The organism is Rhodococcus sp. 077-4 (genome assembly GCF_047782425.1).
Classification (GTDB): domain Bacteria; phylum Actinomycetota; class Actinomycetes; order Mycobacteriales; family Mycobacteriaceae; genus Rhodococcoides.
Map to the genome: position 1 here is coordinate 1 of NZ_JAJPWC010000003.1, position 19,165 is coordinate 19,165.

The following is a 19,165-nucleotide window of genomic DNA, read 5'->3' on the forward strand; positions in this document are numbered from 1 at the left end:
GCGCCCGAATCTCGCATGGCATGGAACCTAGCGACTACCTCTGCTCGGTTCGGGATGACACGTCGAGACATCTGCTCCACATCTCCTCAGGTCAGGAGCTGTGTTGCAACCATCACTTGAAACTGCCCTGACAGTGTGAATGGCGCATTCATTCGATGTGGAGTGCCGAATCCTCATTGAGAACTCGGCTTGGGCATCAGCCGATGCTGAAGGGCTGTCCCCACAGTGTGGTGGAAGCCGTGACTGCATCGTTCTCGATGGTGACCTTCACGTAGGCGCGGGCCTCGGCGTACCCGGCACATCCGTCGACGCTCAGGGTTTCGTCGGCATATGTGTAGCCGCCGCCGCTGCCTTCGAATGCGAACTTGTTCGACACCTCGGTGGCTACGGTGACGCCGTCGATCTCGGCGGACTTCTCGTCGGCCACGAGCTTGACGTCGTTGAACTGACCGGGGGCCAGCTTCAGATCCACACCCGCACCGATGTCGTACGTGTTCGGCTGAGTGCGATTGATCGTCAACGAGCTCGGGTCGCCCGGATCCATCGCGATGGTGTTGCCCTGGCCGAAGGACGCATTTCCGTCGGCACCGATGGCAGCACTGAAATCGACCTGGCAGCCGACCAGGAAGCCCGGCTCGATGGATCCGCCACTGGCGTTGGAGGTCTCGACGGTGTAGCTGCCGGTGACCCACACGTTGCGCTGGGTTGGCGTGGCACCCATCGACGGCGAGATCAGTGCGCTCTGGCCGAATCCCTTGACGGTGACGGTGGTTCCGTCGATCAGGGTCTTGCTGATCTCGTTGTCCTGGAGCGGAACGAAGGTGTCGGCGTTGGCCGCTCCGGCCGAGAGGAATCCGAGTGCGACTGCGCCGACGGCTCCGGCTGCGGCCAGCTGGAATCCACGCCGCATGGTGGTGATGTTCTGCATAGCTACCCCTTTTGGGAAAGTGAAACGCGCTCTAGGCGAGGGTGAATGAAGTAATGGAATGCTCAGCCGAGGCTGAACGGCTGGCCGTAGAGCGTGCCCTTGTAGCGGTAGTTGCCGGTGAGTTCGAGCGTGGTGTACGAGCGGGCCTGGGCGTAGCCGCCGCAGTTCTCGACCGAGATACCGACATCCTGGTACTGGATTGCGGTGAGCGGGCCCTTGACGTCCTTGCTGCCCAGCTCGACCTGCGCCACTTCCTTGTCCTTGATGGGGACGTTGACTCCGACGCCACCCTCGAACTTGTTGGTGGTCTCGCCTTCGCCGCCGATGAGGAATGGGATGGGGAACAGCGTGATGATGTTGGTGTTGCCGCCTTCGATACCGAAGCCCGCATTCATGTCCAGGCTGAGTTCTTCCATGTCGAGCTGGCAGCCGACGAGGTAACCCGTCTTCAGGGTTCCGGTCACTCCCTCGGGAACGTTGGAGGTGGCGGTTCCGGTGACCCAGCCGTTTCGGTTAAGGGGATTGTTCGCGATCGCGGGCGAGATGACGGCCGATTCGTCGACGTGCGAAATCTTGTACGGCCCCGCGACCTTCTCTCCGTTGGGCAACGGAACGAAGGTATCGGCGTTGGCTGCACCGACGGAGAGCATTCCGATGGCAACGGCCGATGCCGCGCTCACTGCAGCGACTCGACTTACCTTGCGCAGCACGGAGTGACGAATATTGTTCATGATTCCCCTCATACGACCGGCCGACGCCCCATCCGATGGCGGACCATTCGGGAGACATCTTTTCTCGCAGAAGAATACTGCACAAATCGGCACGAAGCATCCACAACAGACACAATAGGGATGCGTGTTTCAGCAGCTCACAGATACTTTCCCTGCTTGCGCTACCTAAACAGCGCCCTCGCTCGCAACCCGGCATCCGGATTCGGATCGCTCGCCGAAAATTGTGTTGCCACAAAGCAAGAGGAGGCACTGCGAATTGCACAATGCGTGCAACAACACGCAATCCACTACGGGAATTCGCGGCGGCTGTAGGCGCTGACCGCGTCGAATTCACTGAGGACGACGGCAGGACCGGACCATTTGTCTTCGGAAAACCATTCGTTCGACTGACGCAGCGGTGCCCTGCAATGGTGGATTGCAGGGCACCGCAGACTATTTTCGCGAGCTAGAACTTCAGCAGCGGGAACTCGTCGAGCGAGATGGCAGTGCCATCTGCTTCACAGGCCGACGCAACGGCCTTCGAGTTGTCGACGAATTTCTGGCCGGATTCACTGTCCGGCTCGGAGAGCGCGAGCGAATCGGCAGGCAGGTCGGACACCAGGGTCGTCAGAGAATTCTTGACGTCGCCCGTTGCCTGCTCCGATTGGTTGGTGAATTCACTGAGCGAAGCGGCTTTGTCCGCGGTCCACTTGTCGACACCGGCCTGATCTGTTGGAACAGCTTTCACGGTGGCGACGAAATTGTTGTGTGACGTCGCGAAGGCCGCGCACGTATCGGCATTCTCCCCCGACGCTGCATCCGAGGAATCGCTACTGCAGCCGGCGAGAAAGAGAAATGTCGCGCACGTGGCGGCGACGAGAGCTGTCGTTTTCATTGTCGGTCCCCAGACCCTTTCCGTGCAGATCCGGCACCGAAGCGTCGACCTGCGGGTATCGATGTTCGTTCCTCGGGTACACAGCAATCAGGCCCGCCCGGGAAACCCGGGCGGGCCCAATCACTTTCGGCCGTTCAGCCGAGGGTATTGCTATGGATCAACCGATCGAGATCAGTTGAAGGTCCATGGGACACCGTAGGTGACAGCAACGTCACCGGTGGAGCTGGTGACCGAGACGTACGGACGAACGCGGACGTTACCGAGGATGCCGGTAGCGGTGCCGTGAGCGTTGGCGATCTGGATGGTGCCCGAAGCGCCTTCGGCGTCGCCGCTGGTGCCCTGGATCTCGCCCGAGGCAGCGGTGGCGTCGACGATGCCGGGTCCGGGAGCGATCTCGGTCTCGAAGCCAGCCTGCGGGAGGATGTTGTCGAGGGTTCCATCGAGCGTGCCGTCGGACGCGATGCCGACCTCGAGGCCCGGGGTGGTGTACGAGAACGTGATCTTGCCACCGAGGCTGGCCGGGTAGCCGACCTGGTAGCCGATGGCTACGGTGCCCTCGAAGTCTTCGGCGTCGGGACCGGTGACGGTCCAGCCTGCGGTGCCGTTGGCGAACCACTCACGGGTGAGCGGGTTGCCGTCGAGCGGCGAGACGCTGTTGATGAAGGTGTCGGACAGCGACACGGTGATGACGTTGCCGTTGGCATCGACGACCGTGTTGGTGCTGTCCACTGCAGCGGAAGCGGTTCCGGTACCGAGTACCAGGCCGACGACCGAAGCGCTGGCAGCAACTGCGACGCTCATGGACTTGAGTCCCCGGCTACGCCGCGACTTCTGGATCTCCGTCATTTATTCCTCATCATGTTCAGTCCCAGCGCGGTGTCGCACGGGGAAGCTTGTGGCTTTCACCCTCGAACTGAATCGCTTGCGACAATGCAGGCGAGCCCGAGCCGAATGCGACCGTCACGGTCACATCCTGTTGTTCAGTTCCGAGTTCTGAGCGCGGCACCGGTTGGTCCGCACCCTCGCTGTCGGAAGCTGAGGGGAACATTAGAGGAGATGCCTGATCGTGACAATCCCTATGATCGGCGTCGGAAAGTTGCTCTCCCGTGATGTGTTTCGGCGGCGTGAACAACTTTCACAGCCGTGTTAGCGATAACGCGCGTCACAGCATCTCCCGAGATGGCCGAATCGTTACACGCGGCCTGAGCAAGTAAAGGTGCCCTGATGTGGGAAGACGTGAAGTCCGGCACGTCCGGATGCGGGTGATAGTCCGTTTCCGCCGGCGTCCGAATCGCCCGGATCCGCGTTCACCGGCCGTCCTTACCGCCGAGTAGGTCGCTAACGGCAGGTAAACGAGCGACTAACAGACCTGTCATTCAGGGCTAAAAAATGTGTTGTGGATCACATCAGAAGTAATGGGGTGGTCGCTGCTGCTTCAACCATTCGTCTGCGGAAGACCCTCCGGATTCGGTACTCGAACCCTCGCCTCGCTCGTCTCCGGTCGTCTCCGGCAGTACCTCGCCGAAAATGCGAGCGAGCCGGGCCCGTTCTGCTCGGGCCCGGCTCGCGTCGTCTTCGGCCGATCGATCGTCGTTCGGCTTCTCGGTCATCGGTATCGCTACGCGTCCAACCCCGAGAGCTCGGCGATGACCTGACTGGCCAGCGGCGTCAGCGTCGCCATTCCGTCGCGAATAGCAGCCCGAGACGAAGCGAGATTGACCACCAGCGTGCTGCCGGACACCCCTACCAGCCCGCGGGAGAGTCCCGCGTCCAGCGAACCGGCTGCCAGTCCAGAGGATCGCAGCGCCTCGCTGATGCCCGGAATCTCTCGATCGAGTACTTCTGCGGTTACATCGGGGGTCACGTCACGTGGCGAGACGCCGGTGCCACCGATCGAGACCACCAGGTCGACACCACCGATCACCGCGGTGTTGAGAGCGTTTCGCACGTCCACCTCGTCTGCCGTCACGGCGACCACACCGTCGACGAGGAAACCGGCCTCGGTCAACAGTTCGGTGACGAGCGGGCCCGTCGAGTCCTTCTCGTTGCTGTGCGCTGTTCGGTCGTCCACGATGACGACCAACGCGCGCCCTGCCAGTGGTGCGTCGAGTTCCATACCGCTCACCGTAGTAGTAAGGCCTCTACCCGGCTCACGCTGTGCGTAAATCGTTGCAACCGTGCCGCGCCTGCCTGCTTCTCGCAACATCAGCGACCGCCCGGGAACGACGGGACCTGGAATGGGGATTGCTGTTCCTGCTGTGTTCGAGTCTGCGGCTGGGCGGCGGCGGGCTCGGCAGTACCGAGCGTCACCTTCGCTGTCTTCTCGCTGCCGCCCTCGGTATAGGTGACAGTGACCGAATCTCCAGGCGCATGTGAACGGACCGCCGCGATCAACGCGTCACCGCTCGAGACGATGCGATCGTCGATCTTGGTGATCACCGCGCCCTTCGGAATGCCCGCCGACGCTGCCGGGCCACCCTCGGTGACCTCGACGACGGTTGCGCCGTTGGCGTCGTCCTGCGACGGCACCTGCACCCCGATCATCGCCTGCGTGGCCTTACCCGTGGTGGTCAGCTCGTCGGCGATGCGCTTGGCCTGATCGACCGGGATCGCGAACCCGAGCCCGATGGAACCGCTCTGCGCGCCGGATCCCTCACTGCCGCCGATCGTGGCGATCGCCGTGTTGATACCGATCAGTTGACCGTCGGTGTTGACCAGCGCGCCACCGGAATTGCCCGGATTGATCGCAGCGTCGGTCTGGATGGCGTCGATCACCGAGTTCTGATTCCCGGACTCGCCCGATGTAGAGACCGGACGGTTGAGCGAGGACACGATGCCCGTGGTGACAGTGCCGGCCAGGCCCAACGGTGAGCCGATCGCGACAACCTGCTGTCCCACCTCGAGATTCGACGACGATCCGAGTTCGATGGGCGTCAGATTCGACTTACCCTCTGCTTTGATGACGGCCATGTCCGATACCGAGTCGGCCCCGACGATGGTGGCGTCGGCCACCGATCCGTCGGCGAAGGCGACCGTGAGTTTGCCGTTGGCGCCTGCCCCGGTGGCGACGTGGTTATTGGTCAGGATCAGGCCGTCACTGCTGAGGATGACGCCGGAGCCCTCACCTTCCTGCTGCGAGCCCTTCACCTGAATCTGCACGACGCTCGGCAACACCTTGTTCGCGACAGCCTGCACGGAGCCGTCGGGGAAATTGGCGGCGGGCTGCGCGGCGGTGATGCTGGAGTTCAGGGAGTTGGTGACGCCGGCGTTGTTTCCGTTGGCGTTGTTCGTCGCGATGGCACCGACAGCGCCGCCGATTCCGCCACCGACCAGAACGAGCGCGATGGCTCCGGCCACCAGTGCAGATCGGGCCGGGCGAGCCTTCACTGTGCCCGGAGCCGAATTCGACTGCGGTGCAACATGCTGCGGCTGTGCGTGCTGGTCGCCCTGCTGACCGTAGGGCCCGTAGCCGGGCTGATACGCACCCTGCCCGTAGCCGGCGTACTGCTGCGGGTAACCCTGCTGCGAACCGACCTGCTGGGGGTGGGTCTGCTGAGTCGGAAACTGCTGGGTCGGATGCGGCTGACCGGGATGCTGCTGGGTCGAGTAGTTCTGCTCGTCGCCGCGCGAAGCCCGGTCCGCCGGGTGCTGCTCGCCTCCGGCACCCCGTCCGGTCTGTTCGGATTCGTTACGGTCGTCGCTCATCTCGTTGCTGCTTCCTTCAGTAGGGACCCAGAGGTCCGCCCGCCTTCTTGCTACTCACTGTGCAGGGCGGTACTGAGAGCGCGCTGAGATCCGCCTATCAGTTTGCCGAGAGTGCTGTCAGATCAGGAGCGCCCTCGCCGGGGAGCACGATTCGGATGAGTGCACCGCCACGCTCGGACACTTCGACCCCGATGGTGCCGCCGTGCTTGACGACCACCTGTCGCACGATCGCAAGTCCCAGACCGGATCCGGGCATCGAACGCGACGCCGTCGAGCGGTAGAAGCGCTCGAACACCAGCTCACGATCTTCCTCGGGGATACCGGGGCCCGCGTCGTCCACCGTCAACTCGAGCAGGCCATCACCGATCTGCCGCATCATGATTCGCACTTCGCCGCCGCTCGGGCTCCATTTGGCTGCGTTGTCGAGTACGTTCAGCACGGCCCGCGACAGACCTGCCTGATCCCCGTAGACGAACCACGGCATCAACGTCGCGTCGAAGTCGATTTCGTTGCGGCGACGGCGTGCTCGCTCGAGGCTGCGTTCGACGGCATCGGCCAAGTCGACCCGCTCGAACACCGTCTCCGGCGCATCCTCGCGTGCCAGGTCGACCAAATCTCCCACCAGCGTGGACAGTTCCTGAATCTGCGCCACCACGTCGGTCCGCAACTCGGCCATGTCCTCGTCCGGAATGGACGGCGCTCCAGGGCGTCCGGCCGCGATCAGCAGCTCCATGTTGGTGCGCAGCGAGGTCAACGGGGTACGAAGCTCGTGACCTGCGTCGGCGACCAATCTGCTCTGCCTGCCCCGAGATTCGGCGAGCGCACGGAGCATCGTGTTGAAACTCTCCGTCAGACGCGCCAATTCGTCGTCGCCCGTCACCGGGATGGGCGTCAGGTCATCGGTGCGCGCCACCCGCTCGGCCGCGGCCGTCAACCGGGCGATCGGCCGTAAACCGGTTCTTCCCACCGCCATTCCGGCTCCGGCTGCCAACACCACGCCGCAGGCACCGACGATCAACAGGACCCACGCCAGACGATCGAGCACTTCTCCGGTGGGCAGCAATCTCTGCGCCACGATCAGGGTGCTGCCGTCCTTGGTGCGCAACGCGAGCACTCGTTGATCGTCGAGCGTGCGCAGCGACGAATCCTGATCTCCGCGCACCACAGCCAGTTCGGCGTCGCCGACCGGCACCTTCGGCCCGGGCGGGTTGTAGCTGGTCATGTCCGGATAGATGAGCGCCACACTCACATCGGTGCTGTACAACGTGGCTCCGGCAACGAAGCGCGGGTCGTACGACACCAAACTGGACTCCGCCAGAGCCGATGCGCGGGAACGCAATTGAGTGTCCACATCGCCGTACAGCGCTCGCGAGACCACCGTGTACGCGGCAATGGCCATGACCGCCACCGCAATTGCCACCACGGACGCCGCCAGCAGCGTCACTCGCCACCGCAACGACACCGATCGCGTCAGCGGCATCGGTGGCCGCATCGCCGTCGGCGAGGAGCCGACACCGTCGGCCGTCTTGCGTCCGAACGAAGCAACCATCACGGGGGCGTCTCGCGCAGGACGTACCCGACACCGCGAACGGTGTGAATCAGCCGCGACTCCCCCTCCGCCTCGGTCTTGCGCCGCAGATAACCGACGTACACCTCGAGCGCATTGCCCGACGTCGGAAAGTCGTAGCCCCACACTTCCTCGAGGATGCGACTGCGGGTCAGCACGCGGCGCGGATTGGTCATCAGCATTTCGAGCAACGAGAATTCGGTTCTGGTGAGGCTGATGGACCGATCTGCGCGCGAGACCTCACGGGTGACCGGGTCCAGAGACAGGTCCGCGAACGTCATGGTCTCGGAGTCGATGCCCGCTTCCATCGCAGTGCGCCGAAGCAGCGCTCGAAGACGGGCCAGCAGTTCCTCCAGCGCGAACGGCTTGGGTAGGTAATCGTCGGCACCGGCATCGAGGCCGGCGACGCGCTCGGACACCGAGTCCCGAGCCGTCAGCACCAGGATCGGCAGGTCGTCGCCGACACCGCGCAATCGACGACACACCTCGAGGCCGTCGAGCCGAGGCATCATCACGTCGAGTACCAGCGCATCGGGACGCGCCGCCGCAACCTGTTCGAGTGCGTCGAGACCGTCGACCGCCAGGTCGACGGTGTACCCGTTGAACGTCAGCGACCTGCGCAGCGACTCACGCACTGCCCGATCGTCGTCGACCACCAAAATCCGCATTCGTACAGTTTGTCCTGGTCGACTGAGATGGAGCTGAGAGGGGTGGTCGACCGAGACCGGGAGCTCACAGGTGGGTAGGTTCCGAGCCTGCGGCAGGTTCCATTTCCGCCACAGGGCCAGCAATCGCAGGCCGGTCGCCAGCACCGTCCCCACGACCAATCCGACGTTCTCCGGGAGTGCGAGGGCGTCGGCCACCACCACGGTCGTCGCACCGAGCAGCGCGGGTAGGGCATACAGGTCGCGGTGCAGCAGCATCGGAACCTCGTTGACGAGGACGTCTCGAATCACGCCGCCCGCCACTGCGGTCGTCGTACCGATCAGGGCTCCCGCCACGGCACTACCGCCCGTGGCCAGGGCGATGGTTGCGCCGGTCGCCGCGAAGAGTCCCATCCCGAATGCGTCGAGCACGAGGACGCCGCGCCGTACCTTGCCCATCTGGCGATGCGCAACGAAAACCACCAGCGAGGCAAAGAAACCGACAGTGACGTTCGGCCAGGTGTCGAGAGATGTCGGCGGATGGATGCCGAGCAGCAGATCGCGGACGATGCCGCCGCCGATCCCCGTCGTGATCCCGACGACGCACACCCCGAACAGATCGAGCCTGCGATGTACCCCCACCAGCGCGCCGGACGCGGCGAAGACCGCGATACCGAGGAAGCCGAGGAGGTCGAGAAGCACCGAGCGAGCATGTCACGTCGCTGACAGCGGTCTCACAGCAACATCCGAGGCCGACCACCTGTTCTCGCTCGGAACCACAGCCCGGTCAGCTCAACCGCACTGTTCCGTCGTCGTCGACACTCCATCCCGGGTTGTGGCAGATTTCCCAGATCACTCCGTTGGGGTCGGCCACATGACCGTGATAACCGCCGAACGACGTGGGCCGCGGCGTCTTGATCGGCGTCGCACCCGCAGCGATCGCGTCGGCGAACATCGTGTCGACGGCGGCTGGGCTGTCGACGTTGTGCGCCAACGTGACCGAGCCGAGGTCGTGTGCGCGCGGCGGACGCCCCAGATCCCCGTCGAATGCGGTGGCGTCGTAGAGACCGAGAACCGAACCGTGACCGATCTGGAAGAAAAGTATCTCGCCGGGCACGTCCAGTAGTGGGGTCCACCCCAGACCGTCACAGTAGAACGTTCGGGCGGCGTCGAGGTCCACGGTGGCCAGAGTGGTGAAGTGAACTTGCTGCTGCATCGCACCATTGTTTCAGGCGATAGTCTCGATCGGGTGCCGTCCGGCACGTTCATCGTTCTCGAACCGAGGTGACCCGAAGTGCCGATCGTCGACAATGCCGTCTATGTCGAAGGAAAGCGGACCGCGAATCCCGAAAGCCTCGACATCACGTTCGAGTGCATGCGCGACCGGCACGGCATGGCGTGGATCGGCCTCTATCGCCCCGAGATCAGCGAAATCAATGCGGTCGCTACGGAGTTCGGCCTCCACCGACTGGCCGTCGAGGACGCCATCGCGGCGCATCAGAGGCCGAAACTCGAACGCTACGCCGAGCAATTGTTCGTCGTTCTGCGGCCCGCCAGATATGTGGACGAGACCGAAAAGGTCGAATTCGGTGAATTGCACATTTTCCTCGGAGCAGATTTCGTCGTCACCATTCGTCACGCGGAATCCCCCGAACTCGGCCTCGTCCGACAGCGCCTCGAGGAATCCCCCGAGCTGCTCGCGCTCGGACCCGAAGCCATCCTGTACGGCATTCTCGACCAGGTGGTCGACGAGTACGTCCCGGTGGTGAAGGGGCTGCAGAACGACATCGACGAAATCGAGGATCAACTGTTCACCGGTGATCCGAGCGTGTCCCGGCGAATCTACTCGCTGCTGCGCGAGGTGTCCGAATTCGACCGTGCCGCAAAGCCTCTGGTGGAGATGATCGAATCGCTCAAGCGCGGATCCGACAAGTACCACGTCGACGTCGAATTGCAGCGCAATCTTCGGGACGTGCTCGATCACGCGATCCGAATTTCCGACCGCATCGAGGCGTTCCGGTCCAACCTGCAGAACGCGATGACAGTGCACTCCACCATGGTTGCGCAGCAACAGAACGAAGAGATGCGCAACATGACGCAGGTCAGCCTGGAGCAGAACGAACAGGTCAAACGAATTTCGTCCTGGGGCGCAATCTTGTTCGCGCCCTCACTCATCGCCGCGATCTACGGAATGAATTTCGAGGACATGCCGGAATTGAAGTGGCACTTGGGTTATCCACTTGCGCTGATTGCCATGGTGATCTGCTCGAGCGCACTGTACGTGGTGTTCAAGCGCCAGAAGTGGCTGTAGTGCCTACGGCAGTGGTGCGAATAAGTGCCCTGGAAGGCACTCAACCACACCACTGCCGCAGGCACTCAGGAGGAACCGAATAGCGGACCCACCGGAATGTCACGCTCGAACGTCAGGCGATCGAACTCGTTGCCGTATTCGTCGATTGCTCCGATCGTCATCCTGCTGGCGGTGATGCCCGGAATCCCCGGCGCCACATCGACTCTGACGAACGAGTAGTTCAGGAAACGCACCCGCGACCAGGTGATGGACTCGGCCGACTTGCTACCGTCCGGTGCCCACACGTAGCTGTTCGGAACCGCGGTGTCGGGCAATTCGTTGCCGCGGTAACTCACACCCTCGCCGTCCTGGAACGTGTACCGAGGGCGGCCACCCCCACCGACGGTGTAATAGACAGTGCCATCGGTCTTTCCGCGGACCGTCGCGTTGTCGCCTGCGACCCGCGTCGCACGGTTGCCACGAATGGGATCGGTGCGCTCGAAGACATGGTTGTGGGCTTGGAGCACCACATCGACCTCGTACTTGTCGAACAGCGCAACCCAAGCGTCGCGCACACCGCCGTCGCTCGCATGTGTCGATGTCGTCGAATACGCGCAGTGATGGAAGAAGCAGACGATGAAGTCGATGTTCGGGTCGGCACGGTACTTCGCCAATGCTTGCTCCACCCAGGTGTTCTGGGCTCCATCGCTGTACCCGGTGTTGGCCTTGATCTCGTAGCTGACGTCGTTCGCGTCGAGCGAGAGGACCGCCGTGTTGCCGTAGACGGACGAGTACGCCGACGGGCAGCCTTTGGGTCCGTTGGTGGGCTGATCCAGACGCGCCGCGTGGCCACCGTATCCGTTGGGGCTGTAGAGCGCCTCCATGTCGTGGTTGCCGGTGGCGAACAACCACGGCGCAGTCGACGCACTGGCTTCGATCGCTTGGAAGTAGCCGTCCCAGACGAAGGGGTTGAACTTGTCGAAACCCTTCGGAGGCGTCTGACCGTGCTTGGCGAACTGTGGAGGAAGACCGGCACCAGACGGGTCCGCGTAGGCGATATCGCCAGCGAGGATGTGGAAGTCCGGGCGTGAGGACTCGATCTGCCGATTGATGTTGCGCGCGTGCTTGACCGACGGTTCGTTGTCCGCCTTGTAGTACTGATCGTCGTAGTCGCCGGCAACCAGACCTGCTGGCTGCGAGGGAGTTTCGTCGACGCCCTGATCGCCCATCATCGTGAACCGGAACGGTGCGATGCGGCCCGACGGCAGAGCGGGAGACGCGCTGCGGACGTCGCTGACAAATCCGTCGGCGGTGCGCCAGCGGTAGTAGTGCGGCAGCTTCGGCGTCAGATTGTCGACAGGCACGTGCACGTAATACTGCTCGGCGGAGAGAATGCCGCCGTCGGTCTGCGGAACCTGGCTGATCAGGTTGCGCACCTCGGCGGACGTCGTCGCACCGAGTGCGGGCGTGGGGCCGTGATCGAGAAAGACGCCGGTGATACCGGGATTGCGCGAGAGTTGCGCGGAGAACCGCAACTGCGTCGCCGGGTCGTTTCCGAATCCCATGTGCCGTCCGGCCACGGCAAGCGGGGCGTCCTGCGCATATGCGGTGCGCGCGAACACCGAATTCCCGACGCCTACTGCAGCAGCGGTTGCGGCAGCTCCCACCAGGAAGTTGCGTCGACTGACCGGGTGTCGCCGCAGAAAGGACCGATGCCAGTCGTGCTGCTCGGCCATCGTCATGTTCTCGGCGAGCGTGCCCGGGATGCCGGTCGCGACGGTCTCGCCTGCGGGATTGAGCGTCATGACTCGATGGTGGCGGTGATGCTGGCTGCGGCGCTGAACCAGACGGAGTAATCAGATGAACAGCCGGGGAACACCGATGCACAACGGGACGAACGAGGACAATCCCGTCGTGCACGGTAATTCGTAACCCACTACGAAGTTCCGTGCACGACGGAGGTGAATTCAGGTCCCCTTGACGTTGAGGATCTGACGCAGCTCGTGCTCGATGCTCACCAGGTCGCGGGCGTCCTCCATCACGACATCGATCGACTTGTAGGCGTCAGGAATCTCGTCGATGAAGTCGGCACTGTCGCGAAATTCGATACCTACCATCCGCTCCCGCAGATCCTCGTGAGTGAAGCGCTTTCTGGCCTCGGTCCTCGAGAACTGCCGACCGGCACCGTGAGGAGCCGAACACAGCCCAGCCCGTGAGCCCTTGCCGACGACTACATACGAACGAGTTCCCATCGATCCGGGAATGATCGCCTTCACGCCCTCATGCGCGTCGACCGCGCCCTTACGGGTGAGCCACACATTCTTGTGCGCATGCGTTTCCTTCACGGTGTAGTTGTGGTGGCAATTGATCCGCTCGACCTCGCGATGGTTCTCGGTTCCCATCCACTCGGCGAACACCGCACCGAACCTGTCCATCATCTCGGCGCGGTTGAGGTACGCGAACCGCTGCGCCCACTTCAGGTCTCGGATGTACCGTCCGAATTCCGGCGCACCCTCGGGTAGATACGCCAAGTCCTTGTTCGGCAACGGAATCCACCACTGCGCACACAATCGCTGCGCAACGGCGATGTGCTTCTTGGCGATCTTGTTCCCGACGCCCCTCGACCCACTGTGCAGAAACAGCCACACACGATCGGTTTCGTCCAGGCACAACTCGATGAAGTGGTTGCCGCCTCCCAACGAACCGAGCTGTTCACGCCACTGCGGGGAGTGGTTCAGCTCGACACCGCCCTTGGCTGCCAACTCCTCCAGCTCGAGCAGCTTCGGTGCGGTGAAATCCCACCGATCGACGCCGACGTTGTAGTTGCCCGGCGACAGAGGGATGCTCGCTTCGATCGCGAGACGCAGGTCCGTCAGGTTACGCCCGTCCACGTCGTCCAGGGTGAATTCTGTTCGGACGCCGATCATTCCGCAACCGATATCGACTCCAACTGCAGCCGGTATCACCGCACCCAACGTCGGGATCACCGTTCCCACCGCACTTCCCATACCGCTGTGGGCGTCGGGCATCAGGGCGACGTGGGGATGCACGAACGGCATCGATGCTGTTTCGCGGGCTTGCTCGAGTGTCTTGTCCTCGAGGTGTGAAGCCCAATTGAGCAAACGCAAGCCCACCTTGTTCGGGGGCATGATGTTCCTTTCTGCCCCCTTCTCGAGAGGGCGCTATTCGACGGGTCGATTCACGAACGGAGCTCGTTTGCCACGCAATGCGGCACGACGCTCCGGTGAATATGCGCACAGCACAGGGCTCGAGGCCGCTCTCATGTCGGGAGCGGCGCAAGGCAGAACGGTTGCACGCATGAGAAGAACCCTATCGAGCGAAACCTCCCGGGCGCGAGCGAATTACTCAGCGGCTGGGGATACGCGCACCAACCGGGACTGAGTGCACGGAAGTGCCATGCTCCGACGGGATCCCGTCGGAGGGGCCCAGTATTGTGCAAACCTGCCCACGATGCCTGGACCTACACTCCCCCACCGAATGCCAAGCCCAACAGATAGGTCGCTCCGGCCGCACCGTATCCGATGGCCAGTTGTCGCAGAGCACGTTTGACGGGCGGCCCACCGCTGAGCAGTCCCACCACCAGGCCGGTGCAGATCAGCGCTATTCCGACGAGGACGGCGGACACTGCAAGGGCCACATAGCCTTCGAGGCCGAAGAGATACGGCAGCACCGGGATGACGGCACCGGAGGCGAAGAAGCAGAAGCTGGCTCCGGCCGCGCCCAGTCCGGTGCCGATCGACTCGTGCTCATCGACATCGGGGGCCATGTCGTCGTCGGTGGGCAACAGCCGCAACACTTCCGACGCTTTGGCGTCGGCCTCTTCGTGTGTCATTCCCCGGGCTCGGTAGACCAAAGCCAGTTCGTTGGCGTCGACGTCGAGGTGTTGAACGGCGTCGCGCGCGGCGCTGTCCGGGGACGACGCTTCGAGCAACTCGCGTTGCGAGCGGACCGAGACGTATTCGCCCGCACCCATCGACAGTGCGCCGGCGAGGAGTCCCGCGAGGCCGGTGATCAGGACGATGTGGTTGGACACCCCGGATCCGCTGATGCCGAGTACCAGAGCCAGGTTGCTGACCAGGCCGTCGTTGGCACCGAAGACCGCGGCCCGGAACGTGCCGGACAGTCGATTGCGACCGCGCGCGGCCAGTGCCCTGATGACCTCGGCGTGGATCTGTTCGTCGGCCGTCATGGCCTCCGTCGCGTCGGCGTCGGTGGCGTACGGCGAGCGGGTTTCGGCGCGTTGTGCAAGCGCGAGTACGAACACCGACCCGAAGCGCCGCGCCAGCACCCCGAGGATTCGAGTTCGGATGTCACCTTTGAGCGGCATCCCGACGCGGTCGCCCAGCAGGTTTCGCCAATGCTGCTCGTGGCGGCCTTCCGCGTCGGCCAGCGCCAGCAGGATCCCGCGCTCCTCGCCGGTGCGTCGGCCCGCGAGGTCGCGATAGACAGCGGCCTCGGCTCGCTCGTCGGCGAGGTACTGTCGCCATCGCTTGACGTCTTTCGCCGACGGTGCCATCTGACTCATCGATCAAACGTACTGGGCTCCGCCCTCGTGCGCGTTTTGCGTACCTGGAAGGACGCAAAACGCGCACGACAGGGGGGTCAGCGAGGGTCGTACACCCCGGCCTGCACTGCCTTGACCAATCTCCGCGGCACCCTGAACTCTCGACCTCCGAAACGCACCGTCACCAGATCAGGGGAGACGGCTTTCCATTGCGCGCGGCGGCTTCGGGTGTTCGAGCGCGACATCTTTCTCTTCGGAACAGCCATGGTTCAGGCGTCCTTTCGGCTGCGGCGGCCGTAGCGCTTCTCGAATTTCTCGACGCGGCCCTGGGTGTCCATGACGCGGGCGGCCCCGGTCCAGAAGGGGTGCGATTCGGACGAGACGTCGACGACCACCAGCGGGTAGGTGTTGCCGTCCTCCCATTCGGTCTCGCGAGCGGACGTGACGGTGGATCGAGTGAGGAACTTGTTGCCGGTACTCGAGTCCTGGAACACGACCGGGTGGTAGTCGGGGTGGATGCCTGGTTTCATTCTGTGGCCTCTCGTGATTGTTCTGCGTACGGGGATTCGCTGCTCTCGCAGGGGTCTTCGTGCCACTGGCCGAACGGGTCGGTCCAGGACGCCCAGGCCGAGGGATCTGTCATTTCGTCGTCGGATACCAACGCCCACTGCAGAGTTCGGTCGATCTCGGTGGGGTCGGCCTCGTGAACGAGGATCACCAGCGAGGTGTCTCGATCACCGAACTCCTCGTCCCATCGCAGCGCCGCCATTGCTCGACGGGTGGCATCGACCTTGTCCTGTTGCTCCGATGTCATTGCGGCAAGCCACTTTCCGGCACTCGCGACGCGCAGGCCGCCGCCGGCCGATTCGATCCACAACGCTTCGTCCGGCTGAGTGGCGACCCACGCCCGTCCCCGCGCGGTGACGACACCGTCGAGCAATACGTCGATCGCCTCGTGCAACCGCTCGGGATGAAAGGGCCGAGTGGCCGAGAACTCGACGAGGGTGACACCGCAGTCGACGCTCAGGGGCGGCTGGCCCCTCAACAATGGCGAGTGCGCGTCGGTGATCGCACCGCGCCTGGCATCGGCGGGAACAGACGCGAGAAGTGCTGGACCGTCGACCATCGCATCCCGAGAAACCCAGACGACGGGCGCGTTCGGCGCCAACCGCGCCAGGACTGCGGCGAGCCGGGCACGTTCCCACGCGTCGACGTCGGGGCCCGCAGTGACGACGAGGGCATCGGCGTAGTCGACCTGCCCGACCACCAACTGCGCGACGGTTCGATCGTCGTCACCGCTGGCGACGATGCCGCGGTCGGCCATGGCGTCGTCACCGGTGGCGTCGGCCAACCAGGTTGCGGCGTCGAGGCAGTCGATCACAGCGTCGATGCGCACGTCACGCGAGGCCGGGCCGTCGATCTGCCCCACAATCCCCGCTACAACGACATTCTGGACTGCCCAGCACAGCGCCTCGGGCTCGAGCGCGGGGTCCGTCGCGAGCACGATGCGATCGACGTTGCTGCGGGTCGACAACGCACGCAGCAGCGGCAGCAGATCCTCGCGCAGCGTGCACGAGACGCATCCGTGCGCCAGTTCGAGGATGGTCTCGCGCGGGTTCTCCCCCGATACGGAGACCGTCCGACGCACAACGCCCTCGGTGACGCGGCTCAGATCGTGGCGGACCGCGACGGTCCCCGGCGCGAGCAGCGATGACACGACGGCGTCCATGGCTCCGGTCCAGCCGGAGACGAGGACCATCGGGGTTCGATCGTCCGGTGAGTTGTTCACGAGCACCCTTCTTCTCGACAACGATTGTCATTACCTGTGGATGCACGCTACATTCGTGAACACGCTTTGTCGAAAACGATTGTCATAACGGCAAGAAAGGAGTGCTCATGTCAGCGCACTGTCAAGTCACCGGCCGCACCCCCAGCTTCGGAAAGTCGGTCTCGCACTCCCACGTGCGGACCAGCCGCCGGTGGGATCCCAACATCCAGCGCAAGACCTACTACGCACCCAGCCTCGGCCGACGCGTCACCCTCACCCTCTCGGCCAAGGGCATCAAAACCATCGATCGCGACGGCATCGACGCCGTGGTGGCCAAGATCCGCGCGCGAGGGGAAAAGATCTGATGGGCAAGAGCACCGACGTCCGGCCGATCGTGAAACTCAAATCGACCGCGGGTACCGGCTACACCTACGTCACTCGCAAGAACCGCCGGAACGACCCCGACCGACTGGTGATGAAGAAGTACGACCCGGTCGTGCGCAAGCACGTCGATTTCAGAGAGGAGCGATAGGTCATGGCCAAGAAGTCGAAGATCGCCAAGAACGAACAACGCAAGCTGGTCGTCGCTCGCTGGGCAACCCGTCGCGCGGAGCTCAAGGAGATCATCCGCAAGCCCTCGAGCAGCGATTCCGAGCGCGCGCAGGCCCAGGCGGCACTGCAGCGTCTGCCGCGCGATTCGAGTCCGGTACGATTGCGCAATCGTGACGCTGCGGATGGACGTCCGCGCGGTTACCTACGGAAATTCGGGCTGTCCCGCGTGAAGATGCGCGAGATGGCTCACCGCGGGGAGCTGCCAGGCGTCCACAAGTCGAGCTGGTAAGGGAAAAGGTAGAGATGGCAGTCAAGAGAGCACCGTCGAAGAAGGTCCGCGCAGAGGCAGGCCGTCGACCGAAGAAGAACCCGTTGAACGCCGCCAAGGTCACCACGGTGGACTACAAGGACATCAATCTTCTTCGTCAGTTCATTTCCGACCGCGGCAAGATCCGTAGCCGCCGGGTCACCGGGCTCACCCCGCAGCAGCAGCGCCAGGTCGCTGTCGCAGTGAAGAACGCTCGTGAAATGGCCTTGCTGCCGTTCACCAGCCGCTGACCCACACTTTTCACCAGAGAGGCCACGTAGCCATCGGCTACGTGGCCTTTCTGTCGTTCCACGAACCAGAGATGAGCACTGCGTAGATGTCCGGCGTTCTCGAGGGCTTCACCGTCATTTTCGTCGTCATCGCACTGGGTTACCTGCTCGCCCATCTGAAGGTGCTCGGCGAGCACGGCCAGTTCGTTCTCGGTCGTCTCGTCTTCTTCGTGGCGACACCTGCGTTGTTGTTCGTCACGTTGGCCAATTCCGATCTGTCGGTCATCCTCTCGCCCACGCTGGCCGTGGCCGGTGCCACGGCACTGCTGATCGGGACCATCTACTTCGTCATAGCGAAGCTCGTGCTGCGCAGAGATGTACCCGACGCGACCATCGGTGCCCTGGCCAGCTCGTACGTCAACTCCGCGAACCTCGGCATCCCGATCGCCGTGTTCGTACTGGGCGACGCGAACTTCGTCGCTCCCCTGCTGCTGTTCCAGATCATGATCTACACCCCGATCGCGGTGACCATCCTCGACATCTCGACCAAGATCGACGAGGTCTCGCTGATCAAGACCGTCACGACTCCGTTCCGAAACCCCATCGTGCTGGCCGGAGCTGCCGGCCTCGTCCTGTCGATCACCGGTTTCGAGCTGCCCGAGGCACTGATGCAGCCGTTCCAACTCGTCGGCAACCTGTCCGTTCCGGGTGCACTGCTGGCGTTCGGACTGTCTCTGTACGGGGCCCGAGTGCTGCAGAAGGGCGTCAGCCCGCGGCGGGACGTCGCCCTGGCCACCGTGTTCAAAATGGCACTGCAGCCACTGCTCGGCTACTTGATGGCCCGGTTCGTCTTCGGTCTCGACGGTCACGATCTGTTCGCCATCGTCGTCGTCTCGGCGTTGCCGACCGCCCAGAACGTCTTCGTGTTCGCCAGCCGCTACCAGCGCGGGGTGGTGCTCGCCCGCGACACCGCGTTCGTCACCACACTCGTCTCGATCCCCGTCATCGCGCTCGTGACCGTCTTCCTGGCATGACGAGAACACA

The 19,165-nt window shown here is 63.5% G+C and carries 22 protein-coding genes and 1 pseudogene; 6 read left to right on the top strand and 17 right to left on the bottom strand.

Translation table 11 applies throughout. From position 1 onward, the window contains the following. Window positions 1–196: 196 nt before the first annotated feature. From ACNEOT_RS16250 to ACNEOT_RS16300, 11 genes and pseudogenes are all read right to left on the bottom strand, one after another. Entirely contained in the window at window positions 197–928 is a 732-nt protein-coding gene (locus ACNEOT_RS16250) for an MspA family porin (RefSeq protein WP_415975229.1), read from the bottom strand. Between the two features lie 62 nt (window positions 929–990). Continuing rightward, window positions 991–1,659, bottom strand: a complete 669-nt coding sequence (locus tag ACNEOT_RS16255) for an MspA family porin (protein ID WP_415975231.1) — start codon at window positions 1,657–1,659, stop codon at window positions 991–993. Window positions 1,660–2,104: 445 nt separating this feature from the next. Beyond that, window positions 2,105–2,533, bottom strand: coding sequence for a hypothetical protein (locus tag ACNEOT_RS16260; RefSeq protein WP_415975232.1), 429 nt, complete (start codon window positions 2,531–2,533; stop codon window positions 2,105–2,107). 171 nt (window positions 2,534–2,704) lie between these two features. Further along, window positions 2,705–3,379, bottom strand: a complete 675-nt coding sequence (locus ACNEOT_RS16265; protein WP_415975233.1) for an MspA family porin — start codon at window positions 3,377–3,379, stop codon at window positions 2,705–2,707. A gap of 560 nt (window positions 3,380–3,939) precedes the next feature. Further along, the gene (locus tag ACNEOT_RS16270) at window positions 3,940–4,143 is read right to left on the bottom strand and encodes a hypothetical protein (RefSeq protein ID WP_415975235.1); all 204 of its coding nucleotides are present in this window, start codon (window positions 4,141–4,143) and stop codon (window positions 3,940–3,942) included. An 8-nt stretch (window positions 4,144–4,151) separates the two neighbouring features. Continuing rightward, entirely contained in the window at window positions 4,152–4,649 is a 498-nt protein-coding gene (locus tag ACNEOT_RS16275) for a molybdenum cofactor biosynthesis protein B (RefSeq protein WP_042940087.1), read from the bottom strand. 89 nt (window positions 4,650–4,738) lie between these two features. After that, window positions 4,739–6,238, bottom strand: coding sequence for a trypsin-like peptidase domain-containing protein (locus tag ACNEOT_RS16280; protein ID WP_415975237.1), 1,500 nt, complete (start codon window positions 6,236–6,238; stop codon window positions 4,739–4,741). Between the two features lie 97 nt (window positions 6,239–6,335). After that, complete coding sequence (locus tag ACNEOT_RS16285; RefSeq protein WP_415975239.1) at window positions 6,336–7,787, bottom strand: ATP-binding protein; 1,452 nt, start codon at window positions 7,785–7,787, stop codon at window positions 6,336–6,338. Further along, window positions 7,787–8,473 (bottom strand): response regulator transcription factor, encoded by a 687-nt coding sequence (locus ACNEOT_RS16290; RefSeq protein WP_415976319.1) that lies wholly within the window; start codon window positions 8,471–8,473, stop codon window positions 7,787–7,789. Before ACNEOT_RS16290 ends, ACNEOT_RS16285 begins: the two co-directional genes overlap by 1 nt. A gap of 201 nt (window positions 8,474–8,674) precedes the next feature. After that, a pseudogene (locus tag ACNEOT_RS16295) lies at window positions 8,675–9,151 on the bottom strand (trimeric intracellular cation channel family protein); the annotation flags it as partial. Window positions 9,152–9,236: 85 nt separating this feature from the next. Beyond that, complete coding sequence (locus ACNEOT_RS16300) at window positions 9,237–9,665, bottom strand: VOC family protein (protein ID WP_415975241.1); 429 nt, start codon at window positions 9,663–9,665, stop codon at window positions 9,237–9,239. 78 nt (window positions 9,666–9,743) lie between these two features. Between ACNEOT_RS16300 and corA the strand changes: the two genes are divergently transcribed. Then, complete coding sequence (gene corA / locus ACNEOT_RS16305) at window positions 9,744–10,760, top strand: magnesium/cobalt transporter CorA (RefSeq protein WP_415975243.1); 1,017 nt, start codon at window positions 9,744–9,746, stop codon at window positions 10,758–10,760. Window positions 10,761–10,825: 65 nt separating this feature from the next. On the opposite strand, the gene ACNEOT_RS16310 is transcribed toward corA, so the two are convergent. From ACNEOT_RS16310 to mrf, 6 genes are all read right to left on the bottom strand, one after another. Further along, window positions 10,826–12,544, bottom strand: coding sequence for a metallophosphoesterase (locus ACNEOT_RS16310; RefSeq protein ID WP_415975245.1), 1,719 nt, complete (start codon window positions 12,542–12,544; stop codon window positions 10,826–10,828). A gap of 162 nt (window positions 12,545–12,706) precedes the next feature. Continuing rightward, window positions 12,707–13,888, bottom strand: a complete 1,182-nt coding sequence (locus tag ACNEOT_RS16315) for an RtcB family protein (RefSeq protein ID WP_415975246.1) — start codon at window positions 13,886–13,888, stop codon at window positions 12,707–12,709. Between the two features lie 332 nt (window positions 13,889–14,220). After that, window positions 14,221–15,285: a VIT1/CCC1 transporter family protein gene (locus tag ACNEOT_RS16320; protein ID WP_415975248.1), complete on the bottom strand. Its 1,065-nt coding sequence runs from the start codon at window positions 15,283–15,285 to the stop codon at window positions 14,221–14,223. Between the two features lie 77 nt (window positions 15,286–15,362). Beyond that, complete coding sequence (gene rpmF / locus ACNEOT_RS16325) at window positions 15,363–15,530, bottom strand: 50S ribosomal protein L32 (RefSeq protein WP_415975250.1); 168 nt, start codon at window positions 15,528–15,530, stop codon at window positions 15,363–15,365. Window positions 15,531–15,533: 3 nt separating this feature from the next. Continuing rightward, window positions 15,534–15,794 (bottom strand): type B 50S ribosomal protein L31, encoded by a 261-nt coding sequence (locus ACNEOT_RS16330; RefSeq protein ID WP_094680037.1) that lies wholly within the window; start codon window positions 15,792–15,794, stop codon window positions 15,534–15,536. Beyond that, window positions 15,791–17,023: a ribosome hibernation factor-recruiting GTPase MRF gene (mrf, locus tag ACNEOT_RS16335; RefSeq protein ID WP_415976321.1), complete on the bottom strand. Its 1,233-nt coding sequence runs from the start codon at window positions 17,021–17,023 to the stop codon at window positions 15,791–15,793. The genes ACNEOT_RS16330 and mrf overlap by 4 nt, the downstream gene beginning before the upstream one ends. Window positions 17,024–17,160: 137 nt before the next feature. Here mrf and rpmB point away from each other — a divergent pair, with 137 nt between their 5' ends. The 5 genes from rpmB to ACNEOT_RS16360 all read left to right on the top strand — a co-directional run bounded on the left by rpmB (window position 17,161) and on the right by ACNEOT_RS16360 (window position 19,155). Next, window positions 17,161–17,397 (top strand): 50S ribosomal protein L28, encoded by a 237-nt coding sequence (rpmB, locus tag ACNEOT_RS16340; RefSeq protein ID WP_032365915.1) that lies wholly within the window; start codon window positions 17,161–17,163, stop codon window positions 17,395–17,397. Next, window positions 17,394–17,564 (top strand): 50S ribosomal protein L33, encoded by a 171-nt coding sequence (gene rpmG / locus ACNEOT_RS16345; RefSeq protein ID WP_170944568.1) that lies wholly within the window; start codon window positions 17,394–17,396, stop codon window positions 17,562–17,564. Before rpmB ends, rpmG begins: the two co-directional genes overlap by 4 nt. Window positions 17,565–17,567: 3 nt before the next feature. Continuing rightward, window positions 17,568–17,873: a 30S ribosomal protein S14 gene (gene rpsN / locus ACNEOT_RS16350; protein WP_415975252.1), complete on the top strand. Its 306-nt coding sequence runs from the start codon at window positions 17,568–17,570 to the stop codon at window positions 17,871–17,873. 14 nt (window positions 17,874–17,887) lie between these two features. Further along, on the top strand, window positions 17,888–18,142 hold the full coding sequence (gene rpsR / locus ACNEOT_RS16355; protein ID WP_008719028.1) for a 30S ribosomal protein S18: 255 nt from the start codon (window positions 17,888–17,890) through the stop codon (window positions 18,140–18,142). Window positions 18,143–18,228: 86 nt separating this feature from the next. Further along, the gene (locus ACNEOT_RS16360; protein WP_415975253.1) at window positions 18,229–19,155 is read left to right on the top strand and encodes an AEC family transporter; all 927 of its coding nucleotides are present in this window, start codon (window positions 18,229–18,231) and stop codon (window positions 19,153–19,155) included. Window positions 19,156–19,165: the final 10 nt, after the last annotated feature.

What these genes read in the sequence shown, in the direction of transcription:
- ACNEOT_RS16320 (WP_415975248.1), bottom strand. Translation starts at nt 15,285, where the DNA reads ATGAGTCAGATGGCACCGTCGGCGAAAGACGTCAAGCGATGGCGACAG.
- ACNEOT_RS16290 (WP_415976319.1), bottom strand. Translation starts at nt 8,473, where the DNA reads ATGCGGATTTTGGTGGTCGACGACGATCGGGCAGTGCGTGAGTCGCTG.
- ACNEOT_RS16360 (WP_415975253.1), top strand. Translation starts at nt 18,229, where the DNA reads ATGTCCGGCGTTCTCGAGGGCTTCACCGTCATTTTCGTCGTCATCGCA.
- rpmB (WP_032365915.1), top strand. Translation starts at nt 17,161, where the DNA reads ATGTCAGCGCACTGTCAAGTCACCGGCCGCACCCCCAGCTTCGGAAAG.
- rpsR (WP_008719028.1), top strand. Translation starts at nt 17,888, where the DNA reads ATGGCAGTCAAGAGAGCACCGTCGAAGAAGGTCCGCGCAGAGGCAGGC.
- mrf (WP_415976321.1), bottom strand. Translation starts at nt 17,023, where the DNA reads ATGGTCCTCGTCTCCGGCTGGACCGGAGCCATGGACGCCGTCGTGTCA.
- ACNEOT_RS16275 (WP_042940087.1), bottom strand. Translation starts at nt 4,649, where the DNA reads ATGGAACTCGACGCACCACTGGCAGGGCGCGCGTTGGTCGTCATCGTG.
- ACNEOT_RS16300 (WP_415975241.1), bottom strand. Translation starts at nt 9,665, where the DNA reads ATGCAGCAGCAAGTTCACTTCACCACTCTGGCCACCGTGGACCTCGAC.
- ACNEOT_RS16280 (WP_415975237.1), bottom strand. Translation starts at nt 6,238, where the DNA reads ATGAGCGACGACCGTAACGAATCCGAACAGACCGGACGGGGTGCCGGA.
- ACNEOT_RS16250 (WP_415975229.1), bottom strand. Translation starts at nt 928, where the DNA reads ATGCAGAACATCACCACCATGCGGCGTGGATTCCAGCTGGCCGCAGCC.
- ACNEOT_RS16255 (WP_415975231.1), bottom strand. Translation starts at nt 1,659, where the DNA reads ATGAACAATATTCGTCACTCCGTGCTGCGCAAGGTAAGTCGAGTCGCT.
- ACNEOT_RS16330 (WP_094680037.1), bottom strand. Translation starts at nt 15,794, where the DNA reads ATGAAACCAGGCATCCACCCCGACTACCACCCGGTCGTGTTCCAGGAC.
- ACNEOT_RS16315 (WP_415975246.1), bottom strand. Translation starts at nt 13,888, where the DNA reads ATGCCCCCGAACAAGGTGGGCTTGCGTTTGCTCAATTGGGCTTCACAC.
- ACNEOT_RS16260 (WP_415975232.1), bottom strand. Translation starts at nt 2,533, where the DNA reads ATGAAAACGACAGCTCTCGTCGCCGCCACGTGCGCGACATTTCTCTTT.
- rpsN (WP_415975252.1), top strand. Translation starts at nt 17,568, where the DNA reads ATGGCCAAGAAGTCGAAGATCGCCAAGAACGAACAACGCAAGCTGGTC.
- ACNEOT_RS16310 (WP_415975245.1), bottom strand. Translation starts at nt 12,544, where the DNA reads ATGACGCTCAATCCCGCAGGCGAGACCGTCGCGACCGGCATCCCGGGC.
- ACNEOT_RS16270 (WP_415975235.1), bottom strand. Translation starts at nt 4,143, where the DNA reads ATGACCGAGAAGCCGAACGACGATCGATCGGCCGAAGACGACGCGAGC.
- ACNEOT_RS16265 (WP_415975233.1), bottom strand. Translation starts at nt 3,379, where the DNA reads ATGACGGAGATCCAGAAGTCGCGGCGTAGCCGGGGACTCAAGTCCATG.
- rpmF (WP_415975250.1), bottom strand. Translation starts at nt 15,530, where the DNA reads ATGGCTGTTCCGAAGAGAAAGATGTCGCGCTCGAACACCCGAAGCCGC.
- ACNEOT_RS16285 (WP_415975239.1), bottom strand. Translation starts at nt 7,787, where the DNA reads ATGGTTGCTTCGTTCGGACGCAAGACGGCCGACGGTGTCGGCTCCTCG.